Genomic DNA, 19,145 nt, shown 5'->3' on the forward strand with positions numbered 1-19,145 from the left:
ACACCAATTCTTTCATAGTACACACCATGAATCTGTCGAAAAAAATCTTGTTGTCGATTGCCGCCATTTGTATCGCCTTGCTGGGTGCCGCCCTGTACTTGCAAATCGTTGAAAAAATGCTGCCTTGCCCCTATTGCGTTTTTCAGCGCTATGCCTTTGCCCTGATCGCCGTCTTCTGTATCGTGGCCGTGGGACTTCAAGGTACCGGACAGCGCCTGGCAACTGGCATGGCACTAGTCTCCGCCCTGGTTGGTCTGGCCGCCGCTGGCAAGCACGTGTGGATATTATCCAATCCGTCCCTGTCCTGCGGCATAGACCCACTGGAAACCAGTTTAAACAAAATGTTGATGGCACAGGTCTGGCCAGCGATGTTCAGGGCAGATGGCTTATGTGAAACCCCTTATCCACCAACTCTGGGCCTGTCGTTGCCAGCATGGGCAGCGATCTTTTTCGGCATCTTTACTATTACTCTCCTGTACGTACTGATCCGCAATCAAAAAACCCAACGCGGCATGTTTGGCCCTTCACGCTAATGCTGAATTGGCTTTACCCAGGCATCACCATTGCCGCCTGTGAGCAAGCCAGCCCGCTGGACCGTATTGATACCCGCATCTTGCTCATGCATGGCCTTGGTTTATCACGCACGCAGTTGATCACACAATCAGAACAGGTATTAAGCGCGGAACACCTGGCGCAAATCAGCGCCTTGTTCCAACGCCGCCTTAATGGGGAGCCGGTCGCTTACATCGTGCAGGAACGGGAATTTTTTGGCCTCAGCTTTCATGTCACCCCCGATGTACTGATTCCCCGCCCGGATACAGAATTGCTGGTGGAGCTGGCTATCCAGCACGCACCCGCCCATTCCAGTCTGCTGGATCTGGGTACGGGTTCCGGTGCGATTGCCATCAGTGTCGCCCATCAAAGACCCGACCTGACGGTCACTGCACTGGATATCAGCGCAGCAGCCCTGGCCGTGGCACAAGGAAATGCCCATCGTCATTTAACATCCGGCAAATTGGAATTATTGCAAAGTGATTGGTATCAGGCTGTCACAGGCAGGCAATTCCAGACCATCGTCAGCAACCCACCTTACATCGTCGCTGGTGATAGTCATTTGCAACAAGGTGACTTGCGCTTTGAACCGGCAGATGCACTGACAGATCACGCCGATGGTCTGTCAGCCTATCGCAAGTTGATCGGTGCAGCCCATCAGCATTTGCTGCCTAATGGCTGGATGTTGCTGGAGCACGGCTATGACCAGGCCTTTGCAGTACGTGACATGTTGCTACTGGCGGGCTTTGAGCAGGTGCAAAGCTGGCGGGATCTGGCAGGGATAGAACGGGTATCTGGTGGCAAGTTGAAACTTATGTAAGTCAATTAAGGCAATACAAGAATAAAAAATGGCGCATGAAGCGCCATTTTTTTTACTGCAGTTAATGCCTAGTTTACTTAGTTCCTGGATGGGAAAATGCCTTCCATCGCGATGATGTAGTTCAAACCCAGATATGGTTGCATGATGGAGACAGTCGAACTCGATACGACAGGTACAGCCAATGGCGTACCACTACCAGTATTTGAGTTAGTGACACTGCCACTACCTGTTACGGTTGTTGTAACACCACCCAAGGCCACTGGAGAGGTTGGTGCGGTACCAGCAGGCAGGTATATAGCTGCACCAGATGGTCCACCAAGTGTACTGGTCAAGCCACCATTATTTAGTACCGCAGCAAGGCCACCATTCGTCCCAGTACCAACATTGACCGTTGTACTCGCAGTCAAACCACTCAGACTTACAGTTCCAGTGTGGGTATGTGAAGGCATGTTCGCCGTTGTCAATGTGACATTGGCTGTACCGTTAGAAATAACAGTTACGTTATTTGAGCCAGCTTTCTCGCCTTGTACCACATTGGCCAAACCTGGGCCCTGTCCTTGCGAACCGACAACTACACGACCACGCAAATCAGGTATACCAAACGTGTTTTGCCCATCGCCACCATACATCGTACCCAGCAAGGCAAACATGGCTGAATTTTGCTGAATTGGCACAGTTTGTCCATTGCAGAACAGCCAGCCACGTGGTGGATAATTAAAGCCTACAGCCAATACGGTACCCATAAATGCATCCATTGCATACTCCCATTCAAGTAATTGTTTAACAGGGACAGTGCTATCTAGTCTCTTCTGTATCCATCCCCAAACACGGGTCTGAATTCAGCGCTTCCATCAATGGCTTTCATATATAAACAAATAAGCAATTTCAAAAAAAGCAAACCAATTCTACAACCCTTGTACAAAAAATACACTTCAAATTTTTCATCATCACAGCACTTAACAAATTTTAACTTTTAGGCGTAAATGCTCTAGTTGACTATACTTTTCCTCACAGAGCCGCACAAAAGTTGAACTGGTCTTCGCTGCTTGCTCCTGACTGGATTGGGGGTCACCAACAAAACTGACGTGTCGGTGCTTGGAATGCAGACCTGAGCGTACTTTCAGTTTCAACAGCTCCTGAGCATCACATTCCAGTTGAAACAGGTGCAGCAAATCCTCCCATAATACGTCTGGTAATTGTTGATAATTCAACAGTATCAAATCCTCAGTGACTGCATGTTCAAGACCAGCACAAAACATGCTAATGAGCACGCTCGCGGCGTATGCATCAAAATCTGCTGCAGGAATACCTGATACATCCGGTTTCAGGCGTGAGGTATTAAGCAAGCCGGGTATCATCTGCGGCCCTCGCTGGCGCTGATGCGAAGCCAGCACGGCTTGCGGCTCACGGTATAAAAAAATGATGGGAATATCTGGAAAGGCTTCGCGCACAAACGGCAGCCAGGGTAAATGCCAGCTATCAAATTTAATAAAGAAATGACTTTCTTCTGGCAAACGTTTTTGTCCCAATGCAGCAATCAAATTCTGAAAAATACTTGTCGCATTCTGCAATTCAGGATGTGCATGATAGTAGCGAAAAAAGGCATCAATGACTGGCGGCTCAGACATGACTACGCATTGGGGCAACGATGCCAGCATTTGCGTCAGCAGAGTAGAACCACAGCGCGACACATGAAAGATAAAAGCTGTCGGTGGCACCTGCGACATGCTGGCAAGTTGTTCTGGCAAACTTGTCAGTGGGGTCAGGCAAAGCTGCCTTTGCTCGCGACTTTGCTGGTTCAGGGTATCAATAAAAAACGACTCCAGGAACCGGGACTCTCCGATATAACGCCAGCATAAGGTACTGCTTGCTTCATCAATTGCGACAGGGTACCAGCCCAACATCGACGACAGATGTACGGCATCAATTTGCTGGCCACGCAACAAGGCGCGTTCTTCGGCTGCAAAGCTGTGCTTCATATTCATTTTTTAAACGATCGTCCAAGCTAATCTGCTAATCTGATGGTATCCAGTTCATCAGCAATCCTGATGCCAGCCGCCTGGCCAGTCGCACGCAATTGCTCAATCACGGTCAGGACGTTGCCATCATTGATGGATGGATCTGGGTATTTTGATTTCGGCCTGGCGACCCAGCCTGCATCAAGAAACACCTGCTCCAGCCAAGCATTGCTGACACAATCAAGCATCAGATGCACCCGCGCCCGCTTACTCGGGTTGGTCACAGCATGCAGGCAACTGGCATTCAGATACCAGGTATCCCCGGCAGAAAAATGCACGTCTTCCCCGTCTATGCGAAACAGTACATCGGGCGTGGTGTGAATGGGTATGTGCAAACGCGTAATGCCATCCTCCAGAGATGTTGCATCATCCCTGTGTTCCTTGATGATGCCACCCGCTTCCAGCGACATCAGGCGTATGGATGTTTTTTCACACCGGAAGATATCTATCACTTCCTGCATGTATGGACAGGTTTGCAACAGTACCGTATCCTGAAAATGCCCTTCGTTGACCGGTATGATGTGATCAATGCGTCCATCAACTGAGCGCAATGGCAAACACAGCCAGTTATTCTCATAAGCATTGGTGTTGAAATGACTGATCCATTGCGACCCTTCCAGTTGGGTCAATTCCGCACGTAGCCGTATCAGGTCAAAAGAGAACGGTAACTTCAGATAACGGCTAGGCTGTAACATCGCGCTGCTCCATTTGCATACCGGCCTTATTGAGCGAACCAGAACTGCCATGCCAGCACATTTGTTCAAACAGTCCGTCACTACTCTGCACCCAAAACCCCATTTGCAGATATAGCGCCCTTGCCGCCTGATTGCTCAACTCTACCGCAAGGCTGATGCTCCGATTTTTTTCCAGTGCCTGTTTCTGCATAGCAAGCAATATTGACCTGGCAATACCATTACGCTGTGCTTCCGGTGCAATGGAAATATCCACCAGACGTAAATCGTTTGCACCGGTATCAATAATCACGCGCCCGACAGACTTTCCAGCTTGCTCCACAATGTAATGGTGTGCTTCAGGGAAATGTTGCCGAATACCTGCCATCTGCACATGCTGCTGCATCTTGATCATTTGCGCTACGGCAACTGGGTCCAAAGGCAGTTGCTGCAAATCAGGGCGGCGGCTCGCGTACAGTGCATCCAGAAAATTCTGATCGTCCCCGCTAGCCAGTCTTAAATGACGCTCGCCAGTTAAATTGTACACAAGCACTCCCAAGATGATTAAAATAACATGATTATCATCCTGCCTATGCTTGTACGTTCTTGCAAGTAAAACTTTAACCAAGTAGACCCATGACAATTTCCATAGATCAACTCAACTCTTTCATTGGCGACATCTTTCGCGTTGAAACAGCCATTGGTGAAATCGAACTTAAGCTCGAAGAAGTCGATGAACGGTCTCGCCGTGGTTTACCAGAGCATTTCTCCACACCTTTATTACTGATATTTTCCGCGACTGGCACCGTCTGGTTAGCACAGGATAGCTATGTCTTCCATCATCCTGAAATGGGACGAAATGCATGGGTGATGGCACCAGTCATGCCTGATTACAATAAAGGGCAAGACAAGCAGAAACATGAAGACGGAAGTATTTGTTTTTTTTATCAGGTGTTCTTTAATTAAGCAAACTTACCACAAGGAAACTGTTGCTCAGATAAATGGCAGGAAACACGTGTTTCTTGCCATTTTCAATTATTTCAATGATAGTATTGCAGTTATCCTTTTGATACTTTCACTATGAAAGTGCTTGATGTCTGCAAATTTGCTGACATCAAGTCCCTTTACATGCTTGCTATCAAAAAAACATGATTGGAAAGATAGTTTGCTTGACGGCTTGAGTATTGGTCAGCTTTTGATTTTGCAGTATCTCGTATCGGGCATCAAATACTCCCGATGTTTTTTATGCTTATCGGTGGTGGCCGGATGCTTGATCAAGTACAAACAAAAACTAGTTCTAACTATTCCAAGGTGAAAGCAAAAACCTGGTGGTTAAGTGGCCTGCCAGGCGCGGGTAAAACTACACTGGCACTAGGACTGGCAGATCGCTTGCGCGAGCATGTCTTGCCAGTTTGCGTGCTCGATGGTGACGAATTACGCAAGGGTCTGTCACATGATTTGGGTTTTAGCCCTGCTGACCGCGAAGAACAATGTCGCCGTACCGCAGAAATGGCCAAACTGCTCAACAACAATGACATCCATGCGATAGTCGCGCTGGTATCCCCCACCATCAGTGGCAGGACACTGGCCAGGGAAATTGTAGGCACACACCGGTTTATTGAAACCTATGTCGCCACACCTTTACACATCTGTCAGCAACGCGACCCCAAAGGTTGGTATGCCAGGGCAAAAGATGATCCGGCTTTGCAATTGACCGGTATTTCTGCCCCCTACGAAGCGCCAGTTTCGCCTGATTGCCTGATAGATACCAACCAGACAGCGCTACCAGATTCCATCAATCAACTTTTTTCCTTCGCTAAAGAATCCAGCATTTTATGACAGCAGCAAAATATCATTTCATTTCTGGCTTGCCACGCTCAGGCTCTACCCTGCTGGCAGCACTGTTGCTGCAAAACCCGCGTTTTCATGCTGGCATGACCAGTCCTGTCGGCAGCCTGTTTCGTGGCATGCTGAATCAATTGGGTGCAGGCAGTGAATTTGGTACTGTTGTCAGTAAACAGCAAAGACGCCGACTGACGCGTGGCATCTTTGAATCTTATTACGCCGACCAAGCAGACAAAGAAATCATCTTTGATACCAATCGCATGTGGAGCGCCCATATGCCGGTGCTGATGGACCAGTTCCCTGATTCCAAAGTCATTGCCTGTGTCCGCAATGTGGCATGGGTCATGGACAGTCTGGAGAGGCGATATCGCGCCAACCCCTACGAAATCACCCGTCTGTTTAATGACGACATGGAACGCAATACCGTGTATAGCCGTGTGGAAACCCTGGCCCAGGCAAATCGCCTTGTCGGCTACCCCTGGACTGCGCTCAAGGAAGCGTTTTATGGCGAACACGCAGACTCTTTGCTTGTGGTCGACTATGACCTCCTGGCTCAGGTGCCGGAAAAGGTAATGCCCTTGATTTATCAATTTTTGGGCGAACCTGAATTTGTGCACGACTATAACAATGTCAGTTATGACGCACCGGAATTTGACGCGCCACTTGGTATGCATGGATTACACAAAGTACGAAAATACGTGAGCTTTGAAAAGCGCAAAACTATTTTGCCGCCAGACCTGTTTGAAAAATTTGCTTCTTTGTCATTTTGGACTGACACCAGCAACAGTCGCTGCAATGTCATTACGACCAAGGTACCAACTGGTGCAGAGGCATAAATCTGTGAATGTACATCATCATTTTCAACAAATCAGAATGCGCTCTTACGATCTGCTTACATTATAGAAACATACTATTTAATTTTTTTGCAATCCAACCGTAATTTGTACCAGAAGTTACCGTCCACACTTTAGCCAGGCCCGATGATTATGAATACGTCCAATTTCCCTCGCTCACAAGACACACTGTCTGAACACGACGATGCGCCTGTTCAAGCCCACGAAATTCAGGTAGCGACCCCACCCATCGCACCACAGGCACTGACTATTTCGGCCCCCGCGGCGGCACCAGCGATAGCGGCTCCTGCAGCACCTGCTCCGGTTGCCACTGCAAGCAATCCCATTGCCCATGATGTCGTATTTATCGATAGCCGGGTTGCAGACGCCAGTAGCCTGCTCAAAGGGCTCGCAGCGAATACCGAAGTGGTCGTCCTGCAAAGCAATAGCGATGGCGTGCAACAAATGGCTGACTACCTGGCCGGACACCAGGTCAATTCCGTACAAATCGTTGCGCATGGCTTTGAAGGCCAGCTTTGGTTAGGCAAAACTTTTCTCGACAATAACACCATCAATACTCATAGCGATGCTTTGGCCAAAATCGGTAAGGCGCTGGTACCTGGTGGCGATATTCTGGTGTATTCATGTAATCTGGCCGCTGGCAATGACGGCGCGAGTTTTGTCGCCAATCTGGCTACCCTGACTGGTGCTGATGTGGCTGCTTCCAGCAACCGTACTGGCGCAGGTGGCGATTGGGATCTGGAGGTAACTACCGGCAAGATTGAAGCCACATCAGTTTTGTCCAAAGATGCAGAAAGTCACTATGATCATTCGCTGGCGACCGTCACGGTTACCAATGGCGCTGATACAGGGGCTGGCTCTCTGCGCAACGCCATTGCTGTAGCCGGTGTTGGTGATACCGTCACTTTTGATGCAAGTAGAACAGTCACCCTGAGTTCTGGTCAACTAGTAATCAACAAAAACCTGACAATTGAAGGTGATCTGGATTCCAACGGCACGCCTGATGTCGTGATTGATGCTAACTATAGTAGCCGCGCGATCAATGTAACGACTGGCACCGTCACGCTGGACGGGCTGACCATCACTCATGGCCTGGTTTCTGGTAATGGTGGTACCAGTTACACTGTGACCGCGGGCGGTTCCAGTAATGGTGGTGCGATCCTGAATGCTGGCACATTAACACTTAAAAATACGACTGTTACAGGTAACTTTGCAACCGGTGGCGGTGGTGGTGGTGGTGCGGCCAACCCCTCTGTTGGCGGCGGCGGCGGCGGCGGCAGTGGCGCTGGTGGCATAGGCGGCGGCAACGGCGGCAATGCTGGCAACGGCGGTGGTGCATATAACGGCGATGCTGGCGGTAGTGGCAGCGGTGGTAATGGCGGCGGCTTCGGCCATCCCACCAACATGGGCGGTATCGGCGGCACCAATGTCGGTGGGGGCGCAGGTGGCGTAGGCTCCAGTGGCTACAGCAATGGCGGCGCAGGCGCAACTGGTACAGCGAATAGTGTCACGATAGGCGGCGGTGGTGGTGGCTCCGGCTGGGATGCCAATGGTGGTACGGGTGGTGCGGCGGCTGGTGCAATTTATAACACTGGTACCATGTTCATCATAGGCACATCAGCAATCACCAACAATATAGGTGCAGGTGGTGGCGGCGGTGGCGGTGGTGGTGCTGGAAATAGTGAAGGCCTCGGCGGCAAAGGTGTTGGTGCAATCTGGAACCAGGGTGGTACCGTCAAGATTACCAGCACTGACTACACTGCAATGACTGGCAACGCTGGCGTCAGTGGTGCAATAGGGACCGTAGTCAATGGTGGCACCATTGTCGGATCATCTCCAGCAGGGGTCGCCAAAATCTACAATAACGGCGGTACTTTAGACGTCAACTATAACCCCGCCACCATCACCAGCGCCACTTATAACGCCAGCACCGGTGTTTTGGTTGTCACTGGCCTGGACATGATCAACGGTGGTGCCATTGATGAAACCAAGCTCTCACTGACAGGTCAGGGCGGGTCTTACACACTGACAACGGTCGCCAGTACCACCAGTACCACAACATCGTTCACCATTACCCTGAATGCAGCAGATAAACTGGCCATTAACGGCATACTCAATAACAATGGCACATCGGCTGTTGACACTACAGTGTTTAATCTGGCCGCTGCCGCAAGCTGGTCTGCGAATGCAGCTGCGGACCTGACCAGTAATGCTGTCACTGTATCGAGTGTCGCGGCACCAACCATCACCTCAGCGACTTACGATGGCAGCACCCACGTTTTCACCGTCACCGGCACCAATCTGGTCAAGACTGTCGGTGCAACGAATGACATTACCATCTCTACCCTGACCATTACCGGTCAGGGTGGTGGAACACAAACCTTATCCACGACCGGCAATGTAGAGATAACCAGCGCGACCAGTTTCACATTCACGTTGGCAGGCGCAGATATTGCTGCAGTCAATACCTTGCTGAATAAAAATGGTAGCACTTCCAGCGGTGGCACCACTTACAACCTGGCTGCCGCTGACGACTGGGACAGTGTGATTACTGGCGGCAATATTGCGGACGCCACCAATGCGATCACAGTATCCAATGCCCCTGCAAGCATTACCAGTGCCACCTATGATGCGAGCACAGGCATTATCTCTGTTACGGGCCTGAATATCACCAATGGTGGCACTATAGATGTCAGCAAACTGGCCGTAACAGGCCAGGCAGGTTCTTATACCCTCACTACCGCCAACGTCACTGCCAGCAGCGCCACTGCCTTCTCTGTCACGCTTAATGCCGCTGACAAAATTGCGGTCAATGGCGTATTGAATCAGAATGGTACTACGGCTGTCGATACCACTACCTTCAACCTGGCAGCATCGGCCAACTGGGATGTCACGGCATCGGCTAGCGCCGACCTGACCGGCAATGCCGTCACCGTATCGAATGTCACCGCCCCAACGATTACGTCTGCGACTTACGACGGCACAACGCACGTCTTCACAGTCACTGGCACCAACCTGGTCAAGACCATCGGTGCCACCAATGACGTCACCGTTTCCAAACTGACCATCACTGGTGAAGGCGGTGCGACCTACACCCTGTCGACTACCGGTAATGTCGAAGTCACCTCCGCCACCAGCTTTACCTTTACGCTGTCTGGCGCTGATATCGCTGGTGTCGATGCGCTCTTGAACAAGAATGGCACCGCCTCCGTCAGCAGCACCACCTACAACCTGGCTGCAGCCGATGACTGGGACAGCGTCATCACTGGTGGCAACATCGCCGATCTGACCGGCAATGGCATCACCGTCTCCAATGCGGCACCAAGTATTTTGAGTTCTACTTACGACGCGACGACTGGCATATTGTCCGTCTCTGCTGTCAACATCGTCGGTGGTGACACCATCGATGTGAGTAAGTTATCTGTGACTGGTCAGGCTGGCTCTTACACCCTGACCACCGCCAACGTCACCGCCAGCAGCAGTACTGCCTTCTCGGTGACTTTGAACGCTGCCGACAAGATTGCCGTCAACGGCATCTTGAACAACAACGGCACCACAGCTGTTGATACCACCACATTCAATTTAGCCGCTGCGGCTTCCTGGGACCAAACAACGACATCAAGTGCGGATTTGACCGGCAATGCTGTCACAGTATCGAATGTCACTGCCCCAACGATTACGTCTGCGACTTACGACGGCACCACCCATGTCTTCACCGTCACCGGCACCAACCTGGTCAAGACCATCGGTGCCACCAATGACATCACAATATCCACCCTGACCATTACCGGCGAAGGTGGTGCAACCCGCACTTTATCTACTACTGGCAATGTCGAAGTGACTTCTGCCACCAGCTTTAGCTTTACCCTGGCCGGTGCCGATGTCGCCGCAGTCGATGCCTTGTTGAATAAAAATGGTACATCTTCCGTCAGCAGCACCACTTACAACCTCGCCGCTGCCGATGACTGGGACAGTGTCATCACCGGTGGCAATATCCAGGATCTGACCGGCAACGGCATCACCGTCTCCAATGCTGCTCCAAGCATTTTGAGTTCTACTTACGATGCCGCAACAGGTATTCTGAGTGTGTCTGCTGTCAACATCGTCGGTGGCGACACCATTGATGTGAGTAAGTTGTCTGTGACTGGCCAGGCTGGTTCCTACACCCTGACCACCGCCAACGTCACCGCCAGCAGCAGTACTGCCTTCTCGGTGACTTTGAACGCTGCCGACAAGATTGCCGTCAACGGCATATTGAACAACAACGGTACCACTGCCGTTGATACCACGACGTTCAATTTAGCAGCTGCGGCCTCCTGGGATCAGACCACCACATCGAGTGCTGACCTGACCGGCAATGCAGTCACCGTCTCCAACGTCACAGCGCCAACGATTACTTCAGCGACTTACGACGGCACCACCCATGTGTTTACCGTCACTGGCACCAATCTCGTTAAAACCATCGGTGCAACAAACGATGTCACCATTTCCAAACTGACCATCACTGGTGATGGCGGCGCAACACGCACTTTATCTACTACTGGCAATGTCGAAGTCACCAGCGCCACCAGCTTTACCTTTACCCTGGCCGGTGCCGATATTGCAGCCGTGGATGCGATCTTGAACAAGAACGGCACCTCCTCAGCAGTCAGCAGTACTACCTACAACCTTGCCGCTGCCGACGACTGGGACAGCGTCATCACCGGTGGCAATATTCAGGATTTAACCGGCAACGGCATCACCGTCTCCAATGCCGCACCAAGCATCATCAGCTCCACCTATGATGCCAGCACCGGTATTTTATCCGTGTCTGCTGTCAACATCGTCGGTGGCGACACCATCGATGTGAGTAAGTTGTCTGTGACTGGTCAGGCTGGTTCCTACACCCTGACCACCGCCAACGTCACCGCCAGCAGCAGTACTGCCTTCTCGGTGACTTTAAACGCCGCTGACAAACTGGCCGTCAACGGCATATTGAACAACAATGGCACCACTGCTGTTGATACCACCACATTCAATTTAGCCGCTGCCGCTTCCTGGGATCAGACCACCACATCGAGTGCGGATTTGACCGGCAATGCAGTCACCGTCTCAAACGTCACAGCCCCAACGATTACGTCTGCGACTTACGACGGCACCACCCATGTCTTCACCGTCACAGGCACCAACCTCGTTAAAACCATCGGTGCAACAAACGACGTCACTGTTTCCAAACTGACCATCACTGGTGAAGGTGGCGCGACCTACACCCTGTCGACTACCGGCAATGTCGAAGTCACCTCCGCCACCAGCTTTACCTTTACGTTGTCTGGCGCTGATATCGCTGGTGTCGATGCGCTCTTGAACAAGAATGGCACCGCCTCCGTCAGCAGCACCACCTACAACCTGGCTGCAGCCGATGACTGGGACAGCGTCATCACCGGTGGCAACATCGCCGACCTGACCGGCAACGGCATCACCGTCTCCAATGCCACCCCCAGCATCATCAGCTCCACCTACGATGCCAGCACCGGCATCCTGAGTGTGTCAGCCGTCAATATCGTCGGTGGTGACACCATTGATGTCACCAAACTCTCCGTCGTTGGCCAGGGTGGTGGTTCTTACACTTTAACCACCGCCAACGTCACCGCCAGCAGCAGTACTGCCTTTGCCGTGACCTTGAACGCTGCCGACAAACTGGCCGTCAATGGTCTTTTGAATAAGACCGGTACCACCGCTGTCGATGCCACCACCTTCAACCTGGCCGCTGCGGCTTCCTGGGATCAGACCACTACCTCTGGTGCAGATCTGACCGGCAATGCCGTTACCGTATCGAATGTCAATGCCCCAACGATCACCTCTGCCACCTATGATGTCAGCACCCACATCCTGACCGTCACCGGCACCAACCTGGTCAGCACCCTCGGTGCCACCAATGACATCACCGTTTCTGCCCTCACCATCAAAGGCGAAGGCGCTGCTACCCGCACTTTGTCCACCACTGGCAATGTCGAAGTCACCTCCGCCACCAGCTTTGCCGTCACCCTGGCCGGTGCCGACCAGACAGCGGTGGAAGCCCTGTTCAATAAAAACGGCACCGCATCGACTGGCGGTACCACCTACAACCTGGCTGCAGCCGACGATTGGGACAGTGTCATCACCGGCGGCAACATCGCCGTCACCACTGCCGCCATTACCGTCTCCAATGTTGCCGTCCCCACCATCACCTCCGCCATCTACAACGCCAATACTGGCGTACTGACCGTGACAGGTACGGGCATGACTGGTGTGACAGGTGCCACCAACGACATCATTGCCAACAAATTCAGCCTGCAGGGCGAAGGCGGGGCCAGCTACGCCCTGACCACCACCAGCAATGTTGAGATTACGTCGGCCACCTCCTTCACCCTGACCCTGAGTGCAGCCGACAGGCTGGGTGCCAACCTCATCATGAACAAGAATGGCACCAGCTCCACCAGTGTCAATACCTATAACCTGGTGGCTAACGAAGACTGGGATGCCGGTGCCGATGCCGCCGTTGTCATTGCCGACCTGACCGGCAATGGCATCACTGTCACGAATGTGGTGGCGCCAACCGTCACCTCCGCCACCTACAACGTCGCCACCGGCGTGCTGGTCGTGACAGGTAACAACTTCCTGTCACTGGCAGGGGCCAACAACGACATCACTGCCAACCGTATCCGCTTCCTGGGCCAAGGTGCGTTCAATTACACCCTGACCAATACGCCCAACGTTGATATCACCAACAACACCAGCTTCACCATGACCATGAGTGCCAACGACAAGGCGGCCCTGGCCCTGCGTCTGAACAAGGATGGCACCTCTTCCACCGACACCACCACCTACAATATCGGCATGCTGGAAGACTGGAATACCGGTGCCGCTGTCGCTGTTGTCATCGCTGACCTGTTTGGCAACCCCGTCACCGTCTCCGGCAACAATGTCGCCCCCGTCATAGGTGGTGTCGTCGCTGGTCAGGCCGTGACCGAAACCACGACCGTTGCCCCCTTCAGCAGTGTCACCATCACCGACCCGGATGTGGGTGCTTCAGAAACCATCATCATCACCCCTGATCTGGCCGCCAAAGGGGCCTTCACTGCCGCTTCCCTGGCAGCCACTGGCTTCTCGACTGCCGATGGTGGCGTGACTTATACCCATGCTGCCGGTAGCCCGACTACCGTCCAGGCTGCCATCCGTGGCCTGGTGTTCCAGCCTGCTAGTGGCCGGGTCGCTGTTGGTGGTACCGAAACCACCACCTTCACCATCAGCGCCAATGATGGGATTGCTTCTGCGGTACTGAACAACACTACCACTGTCATTTCCACTGGCATCAATGCGGCACCGACCAATATCAGCCTGTCTTCTTCCAGCATCAATCAGGGTGCGGTAGACAATTCTATTGTCGGTACCCTCAGTGCGACGGACCCGAACCCGGGCGACACTGCCAGCTTTGCGCTGGTGGCAGGCAATGGCACGAATGACAAAGATAATGGTCAGTTCCTTATCTCCGGCAGCAGCCTGGTGGCCAAGCACCCATTGGGCATGACCCCAGGCACCTATACCGTGCTGGTACGGGCCACCGATGCCTCCAATGCCACTTATGACAAGAGCCTCAGCATCATCGTCGGTGACAATGTGCCGCCAACAGCGACTGCCATCATCCGCATCAACCCGGAAAACACCAACCTGACGACTGCCGATTACAAAGTCAGCTTCAGTGAATCTGTCAGCGGCGTGAATGCCGCCGCCTTTGTACTGGCCACCACCGGTACCGTGGCAGGCACCATCAGCAGCGTCACCCAGCTTGATCCTTCCACCTATAGCATCAGGATCACCGGTCTGACTGGCGACGGCACCCTGGGCCTGAACCTTAAAGGCACAGGTACCGGCATTGTCGATACCGCCACCCTGCCTTTGAATGGCGGCTTTACCGGTCAGCTGTACCAGGTCGACCATACGGCCCCAACCACCAGCATTGGCAACCTGGCATTCTCCAATGATGATGGCCTCAGCAGCACCGACTTCATCACCACCGCTGCCGTACAAACCATTACCGGCACCCTCAGTACGGGTTTGCTGGCTGGTGAAACGGTGCAGGTCTCGTTGGACAATGGCAATACCTGGATCAATACCACCACCGCCACTGGTGCCACCAGCTGGTCGCTGGCCAACCAGATACTGGGTGGCAGCAATACCCTGCAAGTCCGGGTGGCTGACCTGGCGGGAAATGGCGGGCCAACGATATCGCAGGCCTATACCATTAATAACACCACCGACAACAGCAATCCGGGTGATTCGGATGCGGATGGCGATGGTATCCCGCAACGTGTAGAAAACGCCGTACCTAACCTCAATGGTATAGGCAATGGTGATGGTAATGGCGACGGTATCCTGGATCAGTCCCAGAAAGATGTCAGCTCCCTGCTGTGGAGCAGTTCTCTGGCCGCTGGCCATTATGTGACCCTGGCAAATGGCCAGCAATTGCCACAAACCAAGACCCTGACCATGGCGGCACCGGCCAATGCCCCAACTGACCTGACGATGCCATACGGCTTATTGACGGTGCAAATCGAAGGCGGTGCTACCGGTGGCGACGCCACCATGTCACTCTACACCGATGCCCTGGCACCGGTGAATGGCTACTGGGTACAGAACAAGGCGGGTGACTGGGTGAATATCGCCACCAATATCGCTACCGTCAACGGCAAGCTGAAAGTTGACTTTAAACTCACCGATGGCGGTGCCTTTGATAGCGATGGCCTGGCCAATGGCAAGATCCTGATGACGGGGGCGCTGGGCTTTAAGACAGTGGCCACCACCCCAGCGACTGGTTTGCCGAATGACAAGGATGCTGATGGCATCCCGGATGCAGTGGAACTGACACTGGGTACCAATCCGCTGGTGAAGGACAATGATGTGTTCCACCGTTCTGATCTGTTTGCCATGCAGCTGTACCGCGACGTGCTGTTCCGGGAAGCCGATACGGCTGGTGTGCAGTACTGGCAGCAGCAAATCGACAGTGGCAAGATGACCAAGGCACAGGTCGCGGCGTCCTTCATGGCATCGTCGGAGTTCCAGAATGGGATTGGTAGTCTGACAAGGTTGTACTTTGGTGCCTTTGACCGTTTGCCGGACCACGATGGGCTGGCTTACTGGATGCAGCAAGAGAAGGCGGGCATGAATCTGAGTAAGATCAGTGCCTCGTTTGTGGCCAGTACGGAGTTCCAGACTACTTATGGCAGCCTGGACAATAGTGCCTTTGTGGACCGGGTATACCAGAATGTCTTGCACCGGGCTTCTGATGCGGCAGGTAAGGCGTACTGGCTGGGGCAGCTCAGTAATGGGGTGAGCCGGGGGGATTTGCTGGCGGGCTTTACGGAATCGACGGAGTTCAAGGCCAGTTCACAATCCAAAGTGTCACTGACGCTGGATTATATTGGCTTGCTGGGTCATGCACCGGATCAGGCGACGTTTAATCAGTTGCTGGCTCAGCAGGGGACGGATGCGGTCACGTTGATTGGGCAGTTCATCAATTCTCAGGAATATCATGATCGGTTCTTGCCGGTTTGATGGCTTAAACCTGGTATCAATCTTTGCTGATGTAGCTTTATAAATAGGTCTTATGAAAAACCGCCCCAGTTGCGCCTTGCTGGGACGATTTTGCGTAAATCCTAATAAAGTAAAAAGAACTGCCCCTTATTTTCCAGTCTGACAGATGAAAAATAAGGGGCAGTGCTGGTAATGGCAGACTACACGCTATGGTGTAGGCTATGGATCAGATTCAGATCAGGCAACGTTACGTTGCGTCCATGGAATTACAGTCGAAGCCTCTTTCTTGGCTTGTTTCGCTGCTTTTTTTTCCTTGGGTGTGCTGGCAGCCTGCTTCTTGGTTTCTTTATTACTCTGTTGTACCTTACTCACGATGATCTCCTGGTAACACCAAGAATTTGGTGACTAACCAGTATAGGCTCATGCGACTGACATAACCGCCACCACAAAAATATATTCCCTCTGGCATTCAGAACTGGTTACCGCTTCCCCCCTTCCGATCCAAAAAAATTTACACCCTGCTACATAGGGAGATGAGTCGAAAACAGGCCTTTCCCTGGGGGGCTGTAGATAAACTGTGGACAAGCCATGTATAAGCCTCCCAAAACCTGTGGATGAGCTGTGGATAGCTTGTGGGTAAGTTTCCTGTATTTGCATTCTGCTTGTCTGCATACTGAATGCGGACAAATATCGGACAGTACGGACAATACATGTTAAAAAATTTCCCTTAATATTCAATAACTTACAAGTGGCACAGTTTCTGCTAAAAGTCATGCATTAAGTTTAATAAGCACATCATGATACGAGATACTTCAGCCCAAGATACTGTGTTGTCCGCCAATAAGGGACAAACCCGCAAGCGCCTGTTGATCGTGACAGGGATCAGCCTTGCTAGTCTCATCGGCCTGGTTTTGCTGATGTCAGCCTGGCGTGGCAGCAGCCAGTCGGTGAATGCATCACGTCTACGTATTGCCGAAGTGAGCCATGGCACTCTGGTCAGGGATGCAGCAGTCAATGGCAGGATCGTGGCAGCAATCAGCCCGACCCTGTATTCCAGCGCTGGTGGCACGGTCACGTTGAAGGTAAGTGCCGGTGACACCGTCAAGAAAGGTGACATCGTCGCCGAGATAGAATCACCCGACCTGACCGACCAGTTCAAGCGCGAGCAGTCGAATACCGAACAACTGGAAGCCGAAGTCGCTCGCCAGCAGATACTGGCCAAAAAACAAAAGCTGATCGCCCGCCGCGATGCTGACCAGGCGGAAATTGATCGCATTGCAGCGCAGCGCGCCTTTCAGCGTATAGAAGCTGCAGGTGTGGTCGGCGTGGTCGCCAAGAATGATTTCCTGAAAGCCCAGGATGCCATGCACTCGACAGAAATTCGTGCCAAACATGCCGCCCAGGCTGCCGATCTGGAAAACGAAGATGTCACGCTGGAATTGAAAACAAAAATGAGTCAGCTACAACGTCAGCGCCTGAGCCTGGACTATGCCAAACGCCGCGTCGATGAATTGAAATTGCGCGCCCCTGTGGATGGCATCATCGGCAGTCTGGCAATTGCCAACCGTAGCGTGGTCGCAGCCAATACTGCACTGATGACGCTGGTGGATCTGTCTCAACTGGAGGTGGAAGTGGAAATTCCGGAATCGTATATGACCGACCTGGGTCTTGGCATGAAAGCAGAAATCACCATCAACGGTAACAAGGTCATGGGCACACTGACGGCCATCTCACCGGAAGTCGTCAAGAACCAGATCCTGGCCAGAGTGCGCTTCAGTGGTCAGCAGCCGGAAGGTCTACGCCAAAGCCAGCGTGTTTCAGCACGTCTGCTGATAGAAGAAAAGACCAATGTCATGTTGCTGCCACGCGGCCCTTTCGTGGATGCAGACGGCGGACGCTTTGCCTATGTCGTGGAAAACAGTGTGGCCCATCGCCGTGCCATCAAACTGGGGGCGACCAGTATTTCAGCAGTAGAAATTCTCAGTGGTTTGAAGGATGGCGACAAAGTTGTCATCTCCGGTACCGATACATTTGATAATGCAGTCAGTGTCTCCATCAATAACTAAATTTAAGGAAACATCCCATGTTACGCATGAACAATCTGAGCAAAGTTTACCGCACCCACCTGATCGAAACCCATGCCCTGCGTGGCTTTGACATCCATGTCAGGGAAGGTGAATTTGTCACCGTGACCGGCCCTTCCGGTTCCGGCAAAACCACTTTCCTGAACATCGCTGGTTTGCTGGAAGAATTCAATGAGGGCGACTATCTGCTGGATGGCATCAATGTCAAAGGCATGAACGACAATGCGCGTACCCGTTTGCGCAATGAAAAGCTGGGGTTCATTTTCCAGGGTTTCAATCTGATTCCCGATCTGAACCTGTTCGACAATGTCGATGTTCCATTACGTTATCGCGGATTCAATACGGCTGAACGCAGGGAACGTATAGAAGCAGCCTTGGCCCAGGTTGGCCTGGCGTCACGCATGAAGCACTATCCGGCAGAATTATCGGGGGGGCAGCAGCAACGTGTCGCTATTGCGCGCGCATTGGCTGGTTCTCCCAAACTATTGCTGGCCGACGAACCAACCGGCAACCTGGATACACAAATGGCGCGCAGTGTCATGGAATTGCTGGAAGAAATCAATGCCAAGGGCACCACCATACTGATGGTCACACATGATCCGGAACTGGCAGTACGCGCCCAGCGCAATGTACACATCATCGATGGTCAGGTCAGTGATCTGGTACGCAAAATGCCATCGCTATATGACGCCAGGGCTGAAGGAAAGACAGAAGATTCTGCCAACGAAGTTGACCGGTCGGCAGTCGCCTGA

At 52.5% G+C, this 19,145-nt stretch carries 13 protein-coding genes; 8 read left to right on the forward strand and 5 right to left on the reverse strand.

The window, feature by feature from the left end:
* The first annotated feature begins 26 nt into the window (after positions 1 to 26).
* The gene (locus AC1RVX_RS13715) at positions 27 to 533 is read left to right on the forward strand and encodes a disulfide bond formation protein B (protein WP_493217162.1); all 507 of its coding nucleotides are present in this window, start codon (positions 27 to 29) and stop codon (positions 531 to 533) included.
* Positions 533 to 1,372, forward strand: coding sequence for a peptide chain release factor N(5)-glutamine methyltransferase (gene prmC / locus AC1RVX_RS13720; protein ID WP_493217163.1), 840 nt, complete (start codon positions 533 to 535; stop codon positions 1,370 to 1,372). Before AC1RVX_RS13715 ends, prmC begins: the two co-directional genes overlap by 1 nt.
* Positions 1,373 to 1,449: 77 nt before the next feature.
* Here the strand turns inward: prmC and AC1RVX_RS13725 are convergent, their stop codons facing one another.
* The 4 genes from AC1RVX_RS13725 to AC1RVX_RS13740 all read right to left on the reverse strand — a co-directional run bounded on the left by AC1RVX_RS13725 (position 1,450) and on the right by AC1RVX_RS13740 (position 4,608).
* On the reverse strand, positions 1,450 to 2,127 hold the full coding sequence (locus AC1RVX_RS13725) for a phage tail protein (protein WP_493217164.1): 678 nt from the start codon (positions 2,125 to 2,127) through the stop codon (positions 1,450 to 1,452).
* Positions 2,128 to 2,328: 201 nt separating this feature from the next.
* Entirely contained in the window at positions 2,329 to 3,351 is a 1,023-nt protein-coding gene (locus tag AC1RVX_RS13730) for a sulfotransferase (RefSeq protein WP_493217165.1), read from the reverse strand.
* A gap of 26 nt (positions 3,352 to 3,377) precedes the next feature.
* On the reverse strand, positions 3,378 to 4,085 hold the full coding sequence (locus AC1RVX_RS13735; protein WP_493217166.1) for an aspartyl/asparaginyl beta-hydroxylase domain-containing protein: 708 nt from the start codon (positions 4,083 to 4,085) through the stop codon (positions 3,378 to 3,380).
* Positions 4,072 to 4,608, reverse strand: coding sequence for a GNAT family N-acetyltransferase (locus AC1RVX_RS13740; RefSeq protein ID WP_493217167.1), 537 nt, complete (start codon positions 4,606 to 4,608; stop codon positions 4,072 to 4,074). Before AC1RVX_RS13740 ends, AC1RVX_RS13735 begins: the two co-directional genes overlap by 14 nt.
* An 89-nt stretch (positions 4,609 to 4,697) precedes the next feature.
* On the opposite strand from AC1RVX_RS13740, the gene AC1RVX_RS13745 reads away from it, so the two are divergent.
* The 4 genes from AC1RVX_RS13745 (at position 4,698) to AC1RVX_RS13760 (ending at position 16,330) form a co-directional block, all read left to right on the forward strand.
* Positions 4,698 to 5,027 carry a DUF6916 family protein gene (locus AC1RVX_RS13745; protein WP_493217168.1) on the forward strand — a complete coding sequence of 110 codons (330 nt, stop codon included), beginning with the start codon at positions 4,698 to 4,700 and terminating at the stop codon, positions 5,025 to 5,027.
* A 300-nt stretch (positions 5,028 to 5,327) separates the two neighbouring features.
* Positions 5,328 to 5,900: an adenylyl-sulfate kinase gene (gene cysC / locus AC1RVX_RS13750; protein ID WP_493217169.1), complete on the forward strand. Its 573-nt coding sequence runs from the start codon at positions 5,328 to 5,330 to the stop codon at positions 5,898 to 5,900.
* Positions 5,897 to 6,742 (forward strand): sulfotransferase, encoded by an 846-nt coding sequence (locus AC1RVX_RS13755; protein WP_493217170.1) that lies wholly within the window; start codon positions 5,897 to 5,899, stop codon positions 6,740 to 6,742. Before cysC ends, AC1RVX_RS13755 begins: the two co-directional genes overlap by 4 nt.
* A 150-nt stretch (positions 6,743 to 6,892) precedes the next feature.
* Positions 6,893 to 16,330, forward strand: a complete 9,438-nt coding sequence (locus AC1RVX_RS13760; protein ID WP_493217171.1) for a DUF4347 domain-containing protein — start codon at positions 6,893 to 6,895, stop codon at positions 16,328 to 16,330.
* 216 nt (positions 16,331 to 16,546) lie between these two features.
* On the opposite strand, the gene AC1RVX_RS13765 is transcribed toward AC1RVX_RS13760, so the two are convergent.
* Positions 16,547 to 16,681 carry a hypothetical protein gene (locus tag AC1RVX_RS13765; protein ID WP_422983190.1) on the reverse strand — a complete coding sequence of 45 codons (135 nt, stop codon included), beginning with the start codon at positions 16,679 to 16,681 and terminating at the stop codon, positions 16,547 to 16,549.
* A 425-nt stretch (positions 16,682 to 17,106) separates the two neighbouring features.
* Between AC1RVX_RS13765 and AC1RVX_RS13770 the strand changes: the two genes are divergently transcribed.
* Together AC1RVX_RS13770 and AC1RVX_RS13775 are read left to right on the forward strand one after the other, a co-directional pair.
* Positions 17,107 to 18,375: an efflux RND transporter periplasmic adaptor subunit gene (locus AC1RVX_RS13770; RefSeq protein WP_493217172.1), complete on the forward strand. Its 1,269-nt coding sequence runs from the start codon at positions 17,107 to 17,109 to the stop codon at positions 18,373 to 18,375.
* 17 nt (positions 18,376 to 18,392) lie between these two features.
* A complete protein-coding gene (locus AC1RVX_RS13775) occupies positions 18,393 to 19,145 on the forward strand; it encodes an ABC transporter ATP-binding protein (RefSeq protein WP_493217173.1) in 753 nt (250 codons plus the stop codon).

This window comes from Undibacterium sp. GW821-FHT11B02 (assembly GCF_058808955.1).